This is a genomic window from Aquitalea aquatilis (assembly GCF_005155025.1).
Taxonomy (GTDB): Bacteria; Pseudomonadota; Gammaproteobacteria; order Burkholderiales; family Chromobacteriaceae; genus Aquitalea; species Aquitalea aquatilis.
On the sequence record NZ_CP039731.1, the window covers coordinates 959649 to 975407 of the forward strand.

16 protein-coding genes are annotated in these 15759 nt (G+C 62.3%); 8 read left to right on the plus strand and 8 right to left on the minus strand.

Going from position 1 to position 15759, the window contains the following annotated elements; genetic code table 11:
- Positions 1 to 86: 86 nt before the first annotated feature.
- The 7 genes from aceF to FAZ30_RS04315 all read right to left on the minus strand — a co-directional run bounded on the left by aceF (position 87) and on the right by FAZ30_RS04315 (position 9320).
- Complete coding sequence (gene aceF, locus FAZ30_RS04285) at positions 87 to 1739, minus strand: dihydrolipoyllysine-residue acetyltransferase (RefSeq protein ID WP_124644077.1); 1653 nt, start codon at positions 1737 to 1739, stop codon at positions 87 to 89.
- A 132-nt stretch (positions 1740 to 1871) separates the two neighbouring features.
- The gene (aceE, locus tag FAZ30_RS04290; protein ID WP_124644076.1) at positions 1872 to 4535 is read right to left on the minus strand and encodes a pyruvate dehydrogenase (acetyl-transferring), homodimeric type; all 2664 of its coding nucleotides are present in this window, start codon (positions 4533 to 4535) and stop codon (positions 1872 to 1874) included.
- A gap of 304 nt (positions 4536 to 4839) precedes the next feature.
- Complete coding sequence (locus tag FAZ30_RS04295; RefSeq protein WP_137008864.1) at positions 4840 to 6291, minus strand: M48 family metalloprotease; 1452 nt, start codon at positions 6289 to 6291, stop codon at positions 4840 to 4842.
- Between the two features lie 136 nt (positions 6292 to 6427).
- On the minus strand, positions 6428 to 8137 hold the full coding sequence (locus FAZ30_RS04300; RefSeq protein ID WP_246043405.1) for a SulP family inorganic anion transporter: 1710 nt from the start codon (positions 8135 to 8137) through the stop codon (positions 6428 to 6430).
- Positions 8125 to 8544, minus strand: coding sequence for a DUF6691 family protein (locus FAZ30_RS04305; protein ID WP_124644074.1), 420 nt, complete (start codon positions 8542 to 8544; stop codon positions 8125 to 8127). The genes FAZ30_RS04300 and FAZ30_RS04305 overlap by 13 nt, the downstream gene beginning before the upstream one ends.
- Positions 8545 to 8546: 2 nt before the next feature.
- A complete protein-coding gene (locus FAZ30_RS04310; RefSeq protein WP_233578484.1) occupies positions 8547 to 8984 on the minus strand; it encodes a YeeE/YedE family protein in 438 nt (145 codons plus the stop codon).
- A gap of 9 nt (positions 8985 to 8993) precedes the next feature.
- Positions 8994 to 9320 (minus strand): ArsR/SmtB family transcription factor, encoded by a 327-nt coding sequence (locus FAZ30_RS04315; RefSeq protein ID WP_124644073.1) that lies wholly within the window; start codon positions 9318 to 9320, stop codon positions 8994 to 8996.
- A 160-nt stretch (positions 9321 to 9480) separates the two neighbouring features.
- Between FAZ30_RS04315 and FAZ30_RS04320 the strand changes: the two genes are divergently transcribed.
- The 7 genes from FAZ30_RS04320 to rlmH all read left to right on the plus strand — a co-directional run bounded on the left by FAZ30_RS04320 (position 9481) and on the right by rlmH (position 14484).
- Positions 9481 to 10344: an MBL fold metallo-hydrolase gene (locus FAZ30_RS04320; RefSeq protein WP_233578481.1), complete on the plus strand. Its 864-nt coding sequence runs from the start codon at positions 9481 to 9483 to the stop codon at positions 10342 to 10344.
- 33 nt (positions 10345 to 10377) lie between these two features.
- On the plus strand, positions 10378 to 11370 hold the full coding sequence (locus tag FAZ30_RS04325; RefSeq protein WP_124644072.1) for a DUF2804 domain-containing protein: 993 nt from the start codon (positions 10378 to 10380) through the stop codon (positions 11368 to 11370).
- 4 nt (positions 11371 to 11374) lie between these two features.
- A complete protein-coding gene (locus FAZ30_RS04330) occupies positions 11375 to 11821 on the plus strand; it encodes a GNAT family N-acetyltransferase (RefSeq protein WP_124644071.1) in 447 nt (148 codons plus the stop codon).
- Positions 11822 to 12087: 266 nt separating this feature from the next.
- A complete protein-coding gene (locus tag FAZ30_RS04335; RefSeq protein ID WP_124644070.1) occupies positions 12088 to 12669 on the plus strand; it encodes a beta-class carbonic anhydrase in 582 nt (193 codons plus the stop codon).
- A complete protein-coding gene (gene nadD, locus FAZ30_RS04340; RefSeq protein WP_124644069.1) occupies positions 12666 to 13310 on the plus strand; it encodes a nicotinate-nucleotide adenylyltransferase in 645 nt (214 codons plus the stop codon). The genes FAZ30_RS04335 and nadD overlap by 4 nt, the downstream gene beginning before the upstream one ends.
- A 204-nt stretch (positions 13311 to 13514) precedes the next feature.
- Complete coding sequence (gene rsfS, locus FAZ30_RS04345; RefSeq protein WP_103524800.1) at positions 13515 to 13886, plus strand: ribosome silencing factor; 372 nt, start codon at positions 13515 to 13517, stop codon at positions 13884 to 13886.
- 127 nt (positions 13887 to 14013) lie between these two features.
- Positions 14014 to 14484 (plus strand): 23S rRNA (pseudouridine(1915)-N(3))-methyltransferase RlmH, encoded by a 471-nt coding sequence (gene rlmH, locus FAZ30_RS04350; RefSeq protein WP_124644068.1) that lies wholly within the window; start codon positions 14014 to 14016, stop codon positions 14482 to 14484.
- 97 nt (positions 14485 to 14581) lie between these two features.
- Here rlmH and FAZ30_RS04355 read toward each other — a convergent pair whose 3' ends face one another.
- Positions 14582 to 15031: a YiiD C-terminal domain-containing protein gene (locus FAZ30_RS04355; protein WP_168190812.1), complete on the minus strand. Its 450-nt coding sequence runs from the start codon at positions 15029 to 15031 to the stop codon at positions 14582 to 14584.
- A gap of 146 nt (positions 15032 to 15177) precedes the next feature.
- Between FAZ30_RS04355 and FAZ30_RS04360 the strand changes: the two genes are divergently transcribed.
- Entirely contained in the window at positions 15178 to 15687 is a 510-nt protein-coding gene (locus tag FAZ30_RS04360; protein ID WP_233578479.1) for a YcnI family copper-binding membrane protein, read from the plus strand.
- Positions 15688 to 15759 lie beyond the last annotated feature (72 nt).

The following is a 15759-nucleotide window of genomic DNA, read 5'->3' on the forward strand; positions in this document are numbered from 1 at the left end:
CACCCGCATTCCTTTATCAGTTCGTTTTCCCGATGGGGAAGCGCGGCCTGACGGCACACGCAGCTCCCCACACCCTACTCACGATTTCAGAGGATCAGGCGACGCACGTCGGACAGCAGCTTGCCCAGATACACGGTGAAGCGTGCAGCGGCGGCACCGTCGATCACGCGATGATCGAAGGACAGCGACAGCGGGCACATCAGGCGCGGGGTGAATTCCTTGCCATTCCAGATCGGCTTGATCTGCGACTTGCACACACCCAGGATGGCCACTTCCGGCGCATTCACGATGGGGGTGAAGCTGCTGCCGCCAATGCCACCCAGACTGGAGATGGTGAAGGTGGCACCCTGCATGTCGGTCGGCTTGAGCTTGCCGTCACGCGCCAGCGCGGACAGATTGGTCAGTTCCTGGGCGATCTGCTTCAGGCCCTTCTTGTCGGCGTCCTTGATCACCGGCACGACCAGGCCATTTGGCGTGTCTGCGGCAAAGCCAATGTGGTAGTACTGCTTGAGTACCAGATTGTCGCCGTCCAGCGAGCTGTTGAAGTTGGGGAAAGCCTTGAGCGCTTCAGCAGCGGCCTTGATGATGAAGGCCAGCGGCGAAATCTTCAGCCCGGACTTTTCCCATTCCTTGCCAATGCTCTTGCGGAAGTCTTCCAGCTCGGTGATGTCGCACTCGTCGTTGAACGTCACGTGCGGGATCATCACCCAGTTGCGGCTGAGGTTGGCACCGGAAATCTTCTGGATGCGCGACAGCGGCTTGGTTTCGATCGGGCCGAACTTGGCGAAATCCACCTTCGGCCACGGCAGCAGGTCCAGACCCACGCCGGAACCGGCAGCAGCAGCCGGCGCAGCAGCCACCGGGTTCTGCAGCACGCCCTTCACAAAGGCCTTCACGTCGGCATCAATGATGCGCCCCTTGCGGCCCGAGCCCTTGACGCGGCCCAGATCCACACCCAGCTCACGCGCCAGACGGCGTACCGACGGGCCGGCATGGGCTTTGGAGAAGCTGGCTTCGTTGATGGCCGGCAGGCTGGTGCTGGCCGCAGCCGGCGCTACCACAGCAGGCGCAGCAGCCACCGGGGCCGGCGCAGCAACGGGAGCGGGGGCAGCAACAGCGGCAGCAACCGGCGCAGCGGCGGCGGCAACAGCGCCTTCCACCACCACGATCAGGTCACCCTGGCTGACTTTACCGCCGACAGCGACTTTGACTTCGACCACCTTGCCGGCAGCAGTAGACGGCACTTCCATGGTGGCCTTGTCGGTTTCCAGGGTGATCAGCGAATCATCCACACTGATGACATCGCCGACCTTGACCGACACTTCAATCACGTCCACACCGTTGTGGCCGCCGATATCCGGCACCACGATGTCGATGCGGCCGCTGGCAGCCGGTGCAGCAGGCGTCGCGGCCGCTGCGGCAGCAACGGCTACCGGGGCAGCGGCTGGGGCTACCGGAGCGGCAACGGCGGCAGCCGGTGCCGGCGCAGCTGCAGTGGCTGCCACTTCGATGATGGCAATCACATCGCCTTCGGAAATCTTGCCGCCAAGCACGGCTTTCACTTCCTTGACCACGCCGGCGGCTTCGGCCGGTACTTCCATGGTGGCCTTGTCGGTTTCCAGGGTGATCAGCGAATCGTCCACCGCCACGGTCTGACCCACGGTGATGAACACTTCGATAATGTCTACATTGCTGTGCCCACCGATGTCGGGCACTTTCAGTTCGATCAGATTGCTCATGATTATTTGGGGGTGTGCCGCTGGCGACGGCTAATCAGCCCGCCACGCAACGGTCCATCCGCTTCCCTCTGTTCGTTGGCTGCATGAGCGAAGAAGGTGTCATCCACCAGTCCCCGCTCCCTACTCACGACCTTAGGCCTTCCAGGAAGGCAGCTTGTCAGCCTTGATGCCGTACTTGGCAATCGCTTCGGCCACCTTGGCCGCTTCGATCTTGCCTTCACGGGCCAGGGCGGACAGGGCAGCCACGGCGACGTAGTGACGATCCACTTCGAAGAACTCGCGCAGCTTGGCGCGGCTGTCGGAGCGGCCGAAACCGTCGGTGCCCAGTACCACGTAGCGACCCGGTACGTATTCGCGGATCTGGTCAGCGTAGTTGCGGATGTAGTCGGTAGCGGCAATCACCGGACCGCTGCGGCCTTCCAGCTGTTGCTCGACAAAGGACTTGCGGGCCGCTTCGGTCGGGTGCAGCAGGTTGAAGCGGGAAGCTTCCATGCCGTCGCGACGCAGTTCGTTGAAGGAAGTCACGCTCCAGATGTCGGAGGCGATGCCGAAATCGTTGCGCAGCAGGTCGGCAGCGGCCATCACTTCACGCAGGATGGTGCCGGAACCCATCAGCTGTACCTTCACCTTGGCGTCGCCGCCGTCCTTCAGCAGGTACATGCCCTTGATGATGCCCTGCTCGGCGCCTTGCGGCATGGCCGGGTGGGTGTAGTTCTCGTTCATCAGGGTGATGTAATAGAACACGTCTTCCTGTTCGCCATACATGCGGCGCAGACCGTCCTGCAGGATGACTGCCAGCTCGTAGGCGAAGGTCGGGTCATAGGACACGCAGTTGGGGATCAGGCCAGCCTGGATGTGGCTGTGGCCGTCTTCGTGCTGCAGGCCTTCACCGTTCAGGGTGGTACGGCCGGCAGTGCCGCCCAGCATGAAGCCACGGGCGCGCATGTCGCCAGCTGCCCAGGCCAGGTCACCGATACGCTGGAAACCGAACATCGAGTAGTAGATGTAGAACGGAATCATCGGGATGCCGTGGTTGGCGTAGCTGGTGGCTGCGGCAATCCACGAGGACATCGCGCCCGGCTCGTTGATGCCTTCCTGCAGCATCTGGCCGTCTTTGGACTCCTTGTAGAACATCAGCTGGTCGGCATCTTGCGGTACGTAGTTCTGACCCTGGGTGGACCAGATGCCGTACTGGCGGAACATGCCTTCCATGCCGAAGGTGCGGGATTCATCCGGCACGATCGGTACGATCTGCTTGCTGATGTTCTTGTCTTTCAGCAGGGTGCCCAGCATGCGCACGAAGGCCATGGTGGTGGAGAACTCGCGTTCGCCCGAATCACCCAGCTGGCTGTCGAACACGTGCAGGCCCGGGATGGCCAGCGGAGCCTTCACCGGCTTGCGGGCCGGCAGGTAGCCACCCAGCGCGGCGCGGCGTTCGCGCATGTACTTCATTTCCGGGCTGTCTTCGGCCGGCTTGTAGTACGGTACGTTCGGCAGGTCGGCATCGGATACCGGGATACCAAAGCGGTCGCGGAATTTGCGCAGGCTGTCGATATCCATCTTCTTGGCCTGGTGCGCAATGTTCTGCGCTTCGCCCGACGAACCCATGCCATAGCCCTTGATGGTCTTGGCCAGGATCACGGTCGGACGACCGTTGGCGTTGTGGGTGGCCTCGTGGTAGGCGGCGTATACCTTGTGCGGATCGTGACCGCCACGGTTCAATGCCCAGATTTCATCATCGGACATATTGGCCACCATTTCGCGCAGCTCCGGGTATTTGCCGAAGAAGTGTTCGCGAACGTAGGCACCGTCCTTGGATTTGAAGGTCTGGTAGTCGCCATCCACGCATTCGTTCATGCGCTTCTTGAGCAGGCCCTTGGTGTCCATGGCCAGCAGCGGATCCCAGCGGCTGCCCCAGATCACTTTCAGCACGTTCCAGCCGGAACCACGGAAGTCGCCTTCCAGTTCCTGGATGATCTTGCCATTGCCGCGTACCGGGCCGTCCAGGCGCTGCAGGTTGCAGTTGATGACGAAAATCAGGTTGTCCAGGCCTTCGCGGGCAGCCATGGAGATGGCACCCAGGGATTCCGGTTCGTCCATCTCACCGTCACCGCAGAAGCACCATACCTTGCGACCCGGCGTGCGGGCCAGGCCACGGCTTTCCAGATACTTGAGGAAACGTGCCTGATAGATGGCCATCAGCGGGCCAAGACCCATGGATACGGTGGGGAACTGCCAGAAGTCATCCATCAGCCACGGGTGCGGGTAGGAAGACAGGCCATCGCCGTCCACTTCCTGGCGGAAGCTGTCCAGTTGCGCTTCGGACAGGCGGCCTTCCAGGAAGGCACGGGAATACACGCCCGGGGCAATGTGGCCCTGGAAGTAGATCAGGTCACCGTCCTGCTCGTCATTGGGAGCGCGCCAGAAGTGGTTGAAACCCACGTCGTACAGGGTGGCGGAGGATTGGAAGCTGGCGATATGGCCGCCCAGTTCCAGGTTTTTCTTGCCAGCGCGCAGTACCAGTGCGGCGGCGTTCCAGCGGTTGATGGAGCGGATGCGGTGCTCCATCTCGTGATTACCGGGGGATTTCTGTTCTTTACCTACCGGGATGGTGTTCTGGTACGCGGTGGTCGCGTCGAAGGGCAGGTAAGCGCCGCGGCGGCGGGTACGCTCAACCAGGTTTTCCAGCAGGAAATGCGCACGCTCGGAACCTTCGGTATCCAGAACCGACTCCAGCGCTTCAGTCCACTCCTGGGTTTCCAGGGGATCGATATCGTCAGGGAAGGTTGCAGCCATATCTCATCCTCACATCGGGGGTGACCGGGACAGGGATCAAGTCCATGCCCACTTTATTGTGTTACCGGATCGAAAACGAAAAAACGAACCGGACTCGTTGGAGACAGATTATAAACGATCACTTTCGCAATAAAAATGTTCATTTATGAAAAGCTCTTCTGGTGTTGCGGAGTGTATAGTTTCAGGAGGCGACAACGGAATAGGCAATTAGGGTTATCACTCAATATTTGCTCCGTTTATCAGTATATTGCGCTGCATCATGTTGTTTTTTTGCGATACGGCGTCATGCAGTCGCCACTCCTGTTTACTTCCCCGAGTCCTTCTTTTCTTCTTTCAGCATTTTTTCAACTTCGCGCATGCGCGCTTCGATGGAAGAACGCAGATAGAAGTCATCGCCCTTGGCTTGCGCGGCAAACTGGAACTGCTCCAGAGCGGCCTCGTAGCGCCGCTCGAAGTAGAAGGCATTGCCCAGGGCCGCGTGATAGCGCTGGGCATCCTTGTCGGCAAACAGCTTGGCCTCGCTGCGATACAACGCGGCCAAGCGCGGATAGCGGCTTTGCAGCTGGCGCAGCAAAGCCAGTGCTCCCGTGCGGTTGCCGCTATCTATAAGGACATCCAGCTCGGCCAATTGCAAGGGCTGGCTGTCTTTGAACTGCGCCTGTCCACGGCGCAGGCTGGCCAGGGCAGCACTCCAGTCTCCGCCCTCGCGGGCGATGGCCGCATCCTGCCCGAATAGCATGGGATCAGCCGGCAAGCGGCTTTCCGCCTTGGCCAGTGCGCTGCGTGCGGCTGGCAACTGATGACTGGCCAGTTGCGCGCGCGACATCCCGTACCACGCGGCTCCCTCATTGAGATACTGGCCTTTTTCCAGCATGGTCTGGTAATAGCGCACCGCCTCGTCCGGCGACATGGTCATGACACGCAGTTTTTCCCGCACCAGCAGGTAGGCGGTGCTGTCCGCCTTCATTTTCACCGAGTATTCCAGTGCGCGATTCTGCGCCTCGCTGATGCGCTGCGAAGTCACCGGATGGGTGCGCAGAAAAGCATAGGCGTTGTTGTCGCTATAGCGGTTGGCCGCATCCAGCCGCTGGAAGAAGGCCGGCATGGCACGCACGTCGAAACCGCCCTGGGCCAGGTATTGCATGCCGACACGGTCGGCTTCGCGTTCGAAATCGCGCGAGAATGACAGCTGATTGGATATCTGCAAGCCCAATCCGGCCGACAAGGTGCCAATGGAGGCCTGGCTACCGCCGGCACGCGACGCGAGTACCGCAGCCAGCACCGTCCCCAACAGCAGCAAGGGGCTGGTGGCGTCGCTGGCGGCCTTCATGCGCGCGATATGGCGCTGGGTAACGTGGGCGGTTTCATGCCCCACCACCGAAGCCAGCTCGCCCTCGCTTTGGGTGCCGACCAGCAGGCCGCTATTGATGCCGACATAGCCGCCGGGCATGGCAAAGGCGTTGATCTGCTTGTCGTTGACGACAAAATAAGTGAGCTGCAGGCCCGGCATGCGTACTGTGGCTGACAGCCGGTGTCCCAGGACATTGATGTAGTCGTTGACCTCGGCATCCTCCACCACATCGCCGGCATCGCGCATGGCACGCATGAAATCGCGCCCGATACGGGCTTCGTCGGCCATCGACAAGGACGCATCGGATATCTCGCCCAGATCAGGCAGGGAAGGCAGATCGGCATAGACAGCCAGCGGTTGCAACAGGGTCATGGCCAGCAGGCTGGCCAGCAAGGTTTTTTTCATCTTTGGTGTGAGCGGGCAGCGTCGATTTGGTTGCATGCCGGCCGATAAGGCGGCCAGCGCCGGAAACAGCCACAGCATAGCCCTCCCTCACCCAGCGGACTAGCGCCATGCGGCAGGATCATGCCAGGAGAATTGTTTAGATGTGATAATCCGGCAGGCCTGCCAGACTTTGCCAGGCCGCCTGTGCCGACAGATGCACCCGGCCGGCAAAGCGCTGCCCCAGTCCGCTGCGTTGCAGGATGTCCGCCACCGGCCCCTTGATTTCAGCCAGATGCAGTACCACCCCGGCCTGCTGCAAGCGCTGGTCCAGATGCTCCAGCATCGACAAGGCCGTGGTATCCACCCGGTTGACCGCACTCATCACCAGCACCAGCTGTCGCAAGTGGGGCGTCTGCCCTGCCCTGTGCAGCAAGACCGTGCCAACTTGGCGGGCATTGCCGAAATACAGGCTCTCATCCACCCGCAGCAGCAGTACGCCCGGCAGGGTTTCCACTGCGTAGCGCTGGCGGTTGCGAAAATGATGGGTGCCGGGCAGCCGCCCCAGCTCGGCAATATGCGGCCGGCTGCTGCGCCACAGCAGCGTAGCCAGCGACACCAGCACCCCGGCCATGATGCCGCTGTCCACACCCAGTAACAGCACCAGTGAAAAGGTCAGCAGCCAGGCCACGGCATCGGCACGCTCGGCCAGCCAGGCACGCCTCAGGCTGCCGACATCCAGCATGGCCAGCAGTGCAGCAATGATGGTGGCGGCCAGCACCGGCAAGGGCAGATTCTCCAGCGCGGAAGTTGCCAGACACATCACCAGCAGCATGCCGGCCGCTGTCAGCAAGGAGGCCAGCTGCGAATGGGCACCGGCATCGGCATTGACCACCGAACGGGTCAGCCCTCCCGTCACCGGGAAGCCGCCCACCAGCCCGGCTGCGATATTGCACAGACCCAGCGCCACCAGCTCACGGTCGGGGTCGACGCTGTCCTGGCTGCGCGCGGCCAGCAGTTGCGCCACCGACAGGCTCTGTACGTAATTGATGAGGGCGATGAAGAAGGCCGGCAAGGCCAGATCAGCCAGCTGTGCCAAGCCGATGGGGGGCAGAGCCAGCCGTGGCAGACCAGCCGGCACCGGGCCGACCACCGGCACATGTTGCGCTGCCGGTACCAGCAGAATGCCGGCCAGCATGGCCAGTACCGGAGCGGTACGGACCAGCACTCGCGCAGTGTCGGCCGACAGGCCCAGCCCTTGCAGCAGAGTCGCCCCCCAACGGCGGGCCAGCAGCAGCCAGCCCAAGGCGAGCAGGCCCACCAGCAAGGCTGCCGGCTGCGCCCAGACTGGCTGATGCCACATGCCAAGCAGCCATTGCGGCAGGGAGTTGCCGGGATTGTGCAGGCCGGACAAGGGAGCCAGCTGCGACAAGATGATTAACAAGGCCGAAGCCGTGGTGAAGGCCGACAGTACCGGCTCGGACAACAAGTCGGCAATAAAGCCCAGGCGGGCCAGCCCCATGGCCAGCAGCATCAGGCCGGACAATAGCGCCAGCCAGACCGCCAGCACCAGATAGTCGGTCGCTCCGGCATCGGCAAAGCGCGACAAGGTGGCCGCAGTCAGTAGCGAGGTCAGCGCCATCGGCCCAACCGACTGCGCCGAGCTTTTGCCACTGAAGGCATACACCAGCAAGGGGGCCACGCTGGCGTACAAGCCGGCCTCGACCGGCAGACCGGCGAGCAAGGCATAAGCCAGACTCTGCGGCACCAGCAGCAGGGTTACCACTACGCCAGCGGTGATATCACCCGCCAGCCAGGCACGACGATAGCCGCTGAGCCAAGCCGGCAGCAGCTGGCTCAGGACAGGCATCGCGACAGCGGGCGGAACAACAGCATGCCCAGCAGCATGGCGGCGACAAACCACAAGCCATCCGGCAGCGCCATACCGGCCAGGACCAGGCCGGGACCGGGGCAGATGCCGGCCAGCCCCCAGCCAATGCCGAATAGCACGCTGCCCAGCACCAACCGCAGGGTCAGCCGGCTTTTGTCGGGCAACTGCATCGGCTCACCCAGCACAGAGTGGGTTTGGCCTTCGGCCCGGCGAAAGGCAAAAAACGCCACCGCAATGGCACCCGCCATCACCAGCGCCAGGCTGGGGTCCCAGCGGCCACTCACATCGAGAAAACCCAGTACCTTGGCCGGGTTGCTCATGCCGGACAACAGCAAACCCAGCCCGAACAACAGGCCGGCAATCAGTGCAGACAGTAACTTGGCCATGCTCAGCTCCACCCCAACAGATGACGCATCACAAATACGGTTAACCCGGCACTGCCCATGAAGCTGAGCGTCGCCAGCAAGGAGCGCGGCGACAGGCGCGACAGCCCGCACACACCGTGGCCACTGGTGCAACCGGCAGCCAGCCGTGTGCCAATACCCACCAGCACGCCGGCCAGCAATAGCAGCGGCAAGGGTGTGCTCAGCTGCGGCACCGGCAAGGGCCCGACCAAGCCGCGCCAGACCAGAGGAGCGGCCAGCAGGCCCAGCACGAAAGCCAGCCGCAGCGGCCAGTCGCCAGCCCGGTCCACCAGGCCGGCCAGCATGCCGCTGATGCCGGCAATACGGCCGTTCATCAACACCAGCCAGCTGGCGGCCAGCCCAATCAACAGGCCTCCAGCCAGCGAGGCGAACGGGGTAAAACTATCCCAGGCTATCTGCACGCTTTCTCCTCAATGTGGCGCGGAAGATTCATCACCCGCACCATCACCACAAAACACGCCATGCAGCGCCGATAGCATGATCATGGCCTCGGCGCTGGCGATGCTGTAATAAATCCATTTGCCTTCACGCCGCGTTGCCACCAGCCCCTCGTTGCGCAGCACACCCAGCTGCTGCGACAGGGTGGGTTGGCGGATGCCGGTGAGTTTTTCCAATTCGGAAACCGTCTTCTCGCCGTCCACCAGTTGGCATAGCAGCATCAGCCGGTCTTCGTTGGCCAGACTTTTCAGCAAGGCGGCAGCCCGGCTGGCGTTATCACGCAATATGCTCAAATCCATTGTCACCATCCCGACCACCGGCCCGGCCAGTGCGCACTGTGCCACCATGGCTGATACCGGCTTATTTTTATAATATACATTATAGTATAATGTTTCGCAGTGTGCGATAGTGCCATCCATGCAGGCCCATCGCCCTTCCCATTCTGTTGCGGAGTTCACCATGCTGCAGCCACAGCTCGCTTCCTTCTTCGACCCGGGGACCTCCACCATTTCCCACGTGGTGTACGACCAGCCGGGAGGCCACGCTGCCATCATCGACCCGGTGCTGGACTATGACGCCAAGTCCGGGCGCATCGCCAGCGATTCCGCCCGGCGTGTGCTGGATTTTATCCGGCAGCAGCGCCTGAGCGTGCAGTGGATTCTGGAAACCCACGCCCATGCCGATCATCTGTCGGCGGCTGCCTGGCTGCAACAGCAGGCCGGTGGCCGCATGGCGATTGGCCAGGGCATTGCCCAGGTCCAACAGCTGTTCAAGGGCATCTTCAATCTGGGTGACGACTTCGCCTGCGACGGCAGCCAGTTCGATCATCTGTTCACCGCGGGCGAGGTCTTCCACATCGGCCAGCTCACGGCCAGGGCCTTGTTCGTACCCGGTCACACGCCGGCCGACATGGCCTACCAGATCGGCGACATGGTATTTGTTGGCGACACCTTGTTCATGCCGGATGTCGGCAGTGCCCGTTGCGACTTTCCCGGCGGCGATGCCGCCATGCTCTATCAATCGGTGCAACAGCTGCTGGCGCTGCCGGATGACACCCGCCTGCTGATGTGTCACGACTATCCGCCACAGGCGCGGCCCATCGCCTGGCAAAGCACGGTGGCCGAGCAGAAACAGCACAATATCCACCTGCATGCCGGCATCAGCCAAAGCGAATTCGTGGCCTTGCGTCAGGCACGCGATGCCACGCTGGAAATGCCGCAGCTGATCCTGCCGGCCATCCAGGTGAACATCCGCGCCGGGCAGTTGCCAGCAGCGGAAAACAATGGCGTACGCTACCTGAAAATACCGCTGGATATGCTGTAGACTCAAACAAGTGTTTAAGCCACGGTCATCCGCATGAGTTGGTCTGCCCTTCCCGCCGCACCACATAGCCTGCTTGATAGCCAGGGCCAGCCACAGCATGGCCGCTACCAGGGCTGCATCACCCAGCACGACTGGCAAGCCCTGCCGCTGAGCCGCTGGCAACGGCTGCTGCGCCCGCTGCGTCACAAGCGCTGGCAATACCTGGCGCTGGCGCATGCCGATTACGTCATCGGGCTGGCCGTGGTGGATGTGGGCTGGACCGCCGCCGCTTTTGCCTATCTGTTTGACCGTCGCCAGGGAAAGATACTGGCTGATGTTGCCGCCGACAGTTTTCCCCTGCATGGCGCGCAGCTGGCTGATCAGCCGTTTGCCGACGCCAGCTTTGCCGGCAGGGGACTGACCGTGCGCTTCGAGCGTCAAGGCAGCCGCCTGGCGGTGGAAGTCAGCTCACCACAGTTGCGGCTGGCCGCCCACGTCGGCCTCGATCCGATGCCACCGGTGCTGGCGGCCATCGGCCCGGCCAACTGGCTGGCCCATTCCACCCACAAATCCACCGCACTGGCGGTCAGCGGCTTTGCCGATTGCCAGGGACAGCGCTTTTCGCTGGATGGTGCCGTCGCCAGCCTGGATTACTCCAATGGCCTGCTGGCGCGCCGCACCGACTGGCGCTGGGCCAGCGCCCACAACAGCGCGCTGGGCTTCAATCTGCAGCAGGGTTATATGGGGGAAGCAGAAAATGCCTGCTGGCTGCAGGGCAAGTTGTATCCGCTGTCGGCAGTGGAGTTCACATTCAATCCGCAACAGCCGCTACAAGCCTGGCAACTGCGCAGCAGCGACGGTTTGCTGGAGCTGCAGTTCACCCCGGAAGGCATGCGGGCAAAAAATCAGAACCTTCTGATCGCCAGTAGCCGTTATATTCAAGCTATAGGCCGTTTCGACGGCTATCTGACCGATCCGCTCAGCGGTACGCGCCATGTGGTGCAGGCGCTGACAGGCGTCACCGAAGACCATTACGCACGTTGGTAACACCATGACTATCATTATCCGGCCGGCGAACTACCAGGACGTACCGGCCCTGACCGCACTCACTGCCGAGATGGGCTACCCCTCCGGGGTGGAAGCCCTGGGCAACCGGCTGACCATGCTGCTGGGCAGCCCCGATCTGCACCAGCTGTGGGTAGCGGAAATCGAAGGCGAAGTGGCCGGCTGGCTGCATGCTTTCTGGCGGCCGCTGCTGGAAGCGCCGGCGGCAGTGGAAATCGGCGGGCTGGCCGTGGGGCTGCGCTGGCGACGCCGCGGAGCCGGCCGCGCCCTGGTGCATGTGGCCGAACGCTGGGCACTGACCAAGGGTGCCACCACCGTCACGCTGCGTTCCACCATCCACCGCGAAGAAGCACCGGACTTCTACCAGAATCAGGGCTACCAGCTGAGCAATGTCCAGAAAACCTTCCGCAAGCAACTGGACGACAACAGCTAATACACCACCTGCGCACACCCCACCTTGCCGGCTGTTTCCTGACGCCTTTTCCCCTGCACTAGCGGGAAAAACCCTTTGCGAATCAGGACAAGCCGGCCGGATGCCGCAGGGCAACAAAGTTGGCTTTCCCACCTGAATCTGGTCTACCATAGCCCCGCTGTCGAGCCGGGTGCCATGGCGAAATACCCCCTCTTCGTCACTGACTAGTGTTAGCATGGCGCCCCGATTAGAGCACTCAATCTAACCTCAGCCAGGAGATTACGCGCATGGGTGTGCTGAATACCATTCTCGAGCACAATCGGAGCTTCGTCGAAAACCGCGAGTACGAACAATTCAAAACCGACAAGTTTCCCGATAAAGGCCTGGCCGTCCTCGCCTGCATGGATGCCCGTCTGGTAGAGCTGTTGCCCAAGGCCATGGGTCTGAAAAACGGTGATGCCAAGCTGATCAAGAACGCCGGCGCGCTGATCACCCACCCCTGGGGTTCGGTCATGCGCTCGCTGATTGTGGCGGTCTACGAACTGCGCGCTGAGGAAATCTGCGTGGTGGCCCACCGCGATTGCGGCATGCGCGCCATTGATCCCAACAAGATCCTGACCCACGCCACCGAACGCGGCATCAGCGAAGACACCATCCACACCCTGCGCAATGCCGGCATTGATCTGGACAACTGGCTCAAGGGCTTTGACAACGTGTCCGACAGCGTGCGCCACAGCGTGCAGACCGTCCGCAATCACCCGCTGATGCCCAAGGATATTCCCATCCACGGCATGGTGATTCATCCGTCCACCGGCCGGCTGGAACTGATCATCGACGGTTACACCGGCAAGCCACCCGTACAGGAATGACGCAAGCGGCTGCGCTGGGACTGTTTGGCGGCACTTTCGATCCCATCCACGCCGCCCACCTGCGCATGGCGCAGGCTTTTCGTCATGAACTGCAATTGGCCGAGGTGCGGCTGATCCCCGCCGGCCAGCCCTACCACCGCCAGCACGGTCCCCATGCCAGCCCGCAACAAAGGCTGGAGATGGCACGGTTGGCCATTGCCGGCCTGCCCGGCCTCACGGTCGATCCGCGAGAAGTGCTGCGCGACAAGCCCGCCTATACCATCGACACCCTGCAGGAAATCCGCGCCGAAATCGGCCCCGCACCAGCGCTGTGGTGGCTGATCGGTGGCGACTCGCTGGCCACCCTGCATACCTGGCGGCGCTGGGAGCAATTGTTCGAGCTGGCCAACATCGCCGTGGCACTGCGCCCCGGCTTCGATGCCGCCCACCTTCCTGCCGTGGTGCGCACACAATGGCAGGCGCGCCAAGTCACTGATTTTTCAAATGGCGCGCCTTCCGGTACAATGCGCCCCCTGGCCCTGCCACCGCTGGATGTCTCGGCCACCGAGATACGCCACCGCCTGCAGACCGGAGCCAGCGTCGAGCCTCTGCTCTGCGCGCCGGTACTGGATTATATTCGCCAGCACCGGCTATATCTCTGAAGCAAGAAGCCGTTCCACGCCTGCCCGCTGCGCCGGCAGCGCAGAACGGTTTTCCAGTGCCGGCGCTTGTATTGCCGGCCGGGCCGCCCGCCCCTGCTTGCGGCCCCTGCCCGTTTTTGCCGCACGTTGCGGTAAACGATCTTTACCAGATACCTCTGGCCGCCATGCTGCCGCCACGTATCGCCACCGACATCAAAGGACATCATGGAAGTTCAAGACATTGCCAAACTGGCACTGACCGCTCTGGAAGACATCAAGGGCAAAGACATCATCGAAATGGACACTTCCGCGCTGACATCGCTGTTTCAGCGCATGATCGTGGCCACCGGCGACTCCAATCGCCAGGTCAAGGCTCTGGCCAACAACGTGGCCGTGACCCTGAAGGAAGCCGGCGTTGATCTGGTTGGCACCGAAGGCCACGAAAGCGGCGAATGGGTACTGGTCGACGCCGGTGACGTGGTCGTCCACGTCATGCTGCCGGCCGTACGCGACTACTACGACCTGGAACAACTGTGGGGCGGCCAGAAGCCGAGCTTTACCCCGGTTGGCGGTCGTCCGTGGCAAGCCAATACCTGATACGCCATCCAGGCCGCATCAGGCGCGGCAGACGCGCGGCACCCGCCCCGTCTGCCGCCCTCCTCCCGCTTTTCCCATCGCTGGCGCCAGCATGCGCCTGCGCCGTACTCCGCGCTGAAGCATTGCCATGAAAATCACCATTCTTGCCGTCGGCACCAAGATGCCGCGCTGGGTCGACGAAGCCTATAACGACTACGCCAAACGCTTTGGCCGCGACATCAGTCTGGAACTCAAAGAGATCAAACCGGAAAAACGCGGCGGTGGCGTCACGGCAGAAAAAGGCATTGCCGCCGAACACGACAGGCTGATGACCGCCATTCCAGCCCGCTGCAAGCTGGTGGTGATGGATGAACGTGGCCAGAACTGGACTTCGGTGCGCCTGGCCGCCGGCTTGAAAGAATGGATGGCCGGTGGCGATGATGTGTGCTTCATCATTGGCGGGGCCGACGGCCTGTCTGCCGAACTCAAGCAGCGCGCCGACGTGCTGTTGCAATTATCCGCCATGACCCTGCCACACGGCATGGTGCGGGTGATGCTGGGCGAGCAGATCTACCGCGCCTACTCCATCCTCAACAACCACCCCTACCACCGCGAATAAGACCCGATAACAAAACCCCCGCTCCGGCGTTGCACCACCCTGGCCCGGGTTCTCTACGAGGTTCTGTTAGCGGTTCCAAGTCCCTTATCTGCTGCACTCAGCTAAGCGGCAACACCACAAACTCCCCCTCCAGCCGACCAGCCTGCTGCCCGGCACACTCCACGTTCACCACCAGCGTCAGCCGTGCCATGCGCCCTTTTGACAAGGCTGCCGCCATGCGCTGCCAGGCTGCCTCATTCACCGGCAGGGTGCGGGCGGTAAATGCCCCGTGCATGGTTTTCTGGTAATCCATCTGGCTGCGCCGCACCATCACCTGGCCGCGCAGCCCCAGCGCCTGCAATGTGCGGTACACCAGCAACCAGCCGGCCAGCGTCGCCACGGCCGCCGCACTGCCACCAAACACCGTGGCGCAATGATTGATATTCGGTTCCAGCGGCGCTTCCAGCTCCACCCGACCCTCTTCGGCCGCCACCACCCTGACCGCCATCGCCTGCGCCAGCGGGATGGCCTGATACAGATACTGCTCGATTTGCTGCTTGTCCTTCACGGCAATTCCTTTCCTGCAAACAAGCCCCAGCATGCCACAGCCAGCCAGCGACGGCAGTAGTGGCTGCGACAAGATGTCGCAGGGCCCGCGCATGGATTTCCCTTACAATCCGCCGCACACTATCTTTCTCAGCCATGCCAGACATCATGAAAACACTCGCTGCCCTCACCCTGCTGTTGTCCACCGCGGCCCAAGCTCACGTCACCCTGGAAACCCCCACAGCCGCCAGCGGCAGCTATTACAAGGCTGTGCTGAAAGTAGGCCATGGCTGCGATGGCAGCCCCACCACCGGGATCAGCGTGGAGCTGCCGGCAGGCGCGCAGCTGGCCCGCCCCATGCCCAAGGCCGGCTGGCAGGTTCAAGTCAGCAAGAGCGCGGTAAAGCCCTTTGACAACTACGGCACCCTGGTCAAGGAAGATGTCAGCCGCATCAGCTGGAGTGGCGGCAGCCTGCCGGCGGACTTTTACGACGAGTTCACCTTCCAGACCCGCATTGCCGCCAAGCCGGGCAAGCTGTTTTTCAAGGTGACACAGCAATGCGCCCAGGGCAGCACCAGCTGGGTAGAGATTCCGGCTGATGGCCAGGATGCACACAGTCTGAAATCCCCCGCCGCCGTGTTGCAGGTGACCGAACCGGGCGAAGCACACCACCACTAAGCCCCGGCTTTCCGCAGGCCACAAAATGAAAACCCCCTTGCAGCATGCTGTTGCAAGGGGGTTGTGCTGTCT

Bases quoted from the DNA above. Each gene is read 5' to 3' on its own strand.
- aceF (WP_124644077.1), bottom strand. From the start codon at position 1,739: ATGAGCAATCTGATCGAACTGAAAGTGCCCGACATCGGTGGGCACAGC.
- aceE (WP_124644076.1), bottom strand. From the start codon at position 4,535: ATGGCTGCAACCTTCCCTGACGATATCGATCCCCTGGAAACCCAGGAG.
- FAZ30_RS04295 (WP_137008864.1), bottom strand. From the start codon at position 6,291: ATGAAAAAAACCTTGCTGGCCAGCCTGCTGGCCATGACCCTGTTGCAA.
- FAZ30_RS04300 (WP_246043405.1), bottom strand. From the start codon at position 8,137: ATGCCTGTCCTGAGCCAGCTGCTGCCGGCTTGGCTCAGCGGCTATCGT.
- FAZ30_RS04305 (WP_124644074.1), bottom strand. From the start codon at position 8,544: ATGGCCAAGTTACTGTCTGCACTGATTGCCGGCCTGTTGTTCGGGCTG.
- FAZ30_RS04315 (WP_124644073.1), bottom strand. From the start codon at position 9,320: ATGGATTTGAGCATATTGCGTGATAACGCCAGCCGGGCTGCCGCCTTG.
- FAZ30_RS04320 (WP_233578481.1), top strand. From the start codon at position 9,481: ATGCTGCAGCCACAGCTCGCTTCCTTCTTCGACCCGGGGACCTCCACC.
- FAZ30_RS04325 (WP_124644072.1), top strand. From the start codon at position 10,378: ATGAGTTGGTCTGCCCTTCCCGCCGCACCACATAGCCTGCTTGATAGC.
- FAZ30_RS04330 (WP_124644071.1), top strand. From the start codon at position 11,375: ATGACTATCATTATCCGGCCGGCGAACTACCAGGACGTACCGGCCCTG.
- FAZ30_RS04335 (WP_124644070.1), top strand. From the start codon at position 12,088: ATGGGTGTGCTGAATACCATTCTCGAGCACAATCGGAGCTTCGTCGAA.
- nadD (WP_124644069.1), top strand. From the start codon at position 12,666: ATGACGCAAGCGGCTGCGCTGGGACTGTTTGGCGGCACTTTCGATCCC.
- rsfS (WP_103524800.1), top strand. From the start codon at position 13,515: ATGGAAGTTCAAGACATTGCCAAACTGGCACTGACCGCTCTGGAAGAC.
- rlmH (WP_124644068.1), top strand. From the start codon at position 14,014: ATGAAAATCACCATTCTTGCCGTCGGCACCAAGATGCCGCGCTGGGTC.
- FAZ30_RS04360 (WP_233578479.1), top strand. From the start codon at position 15,178: ATGAAAACACTCGCTGCCCTCACCCTGCTGTTGTCCACCGCGGCCCAA.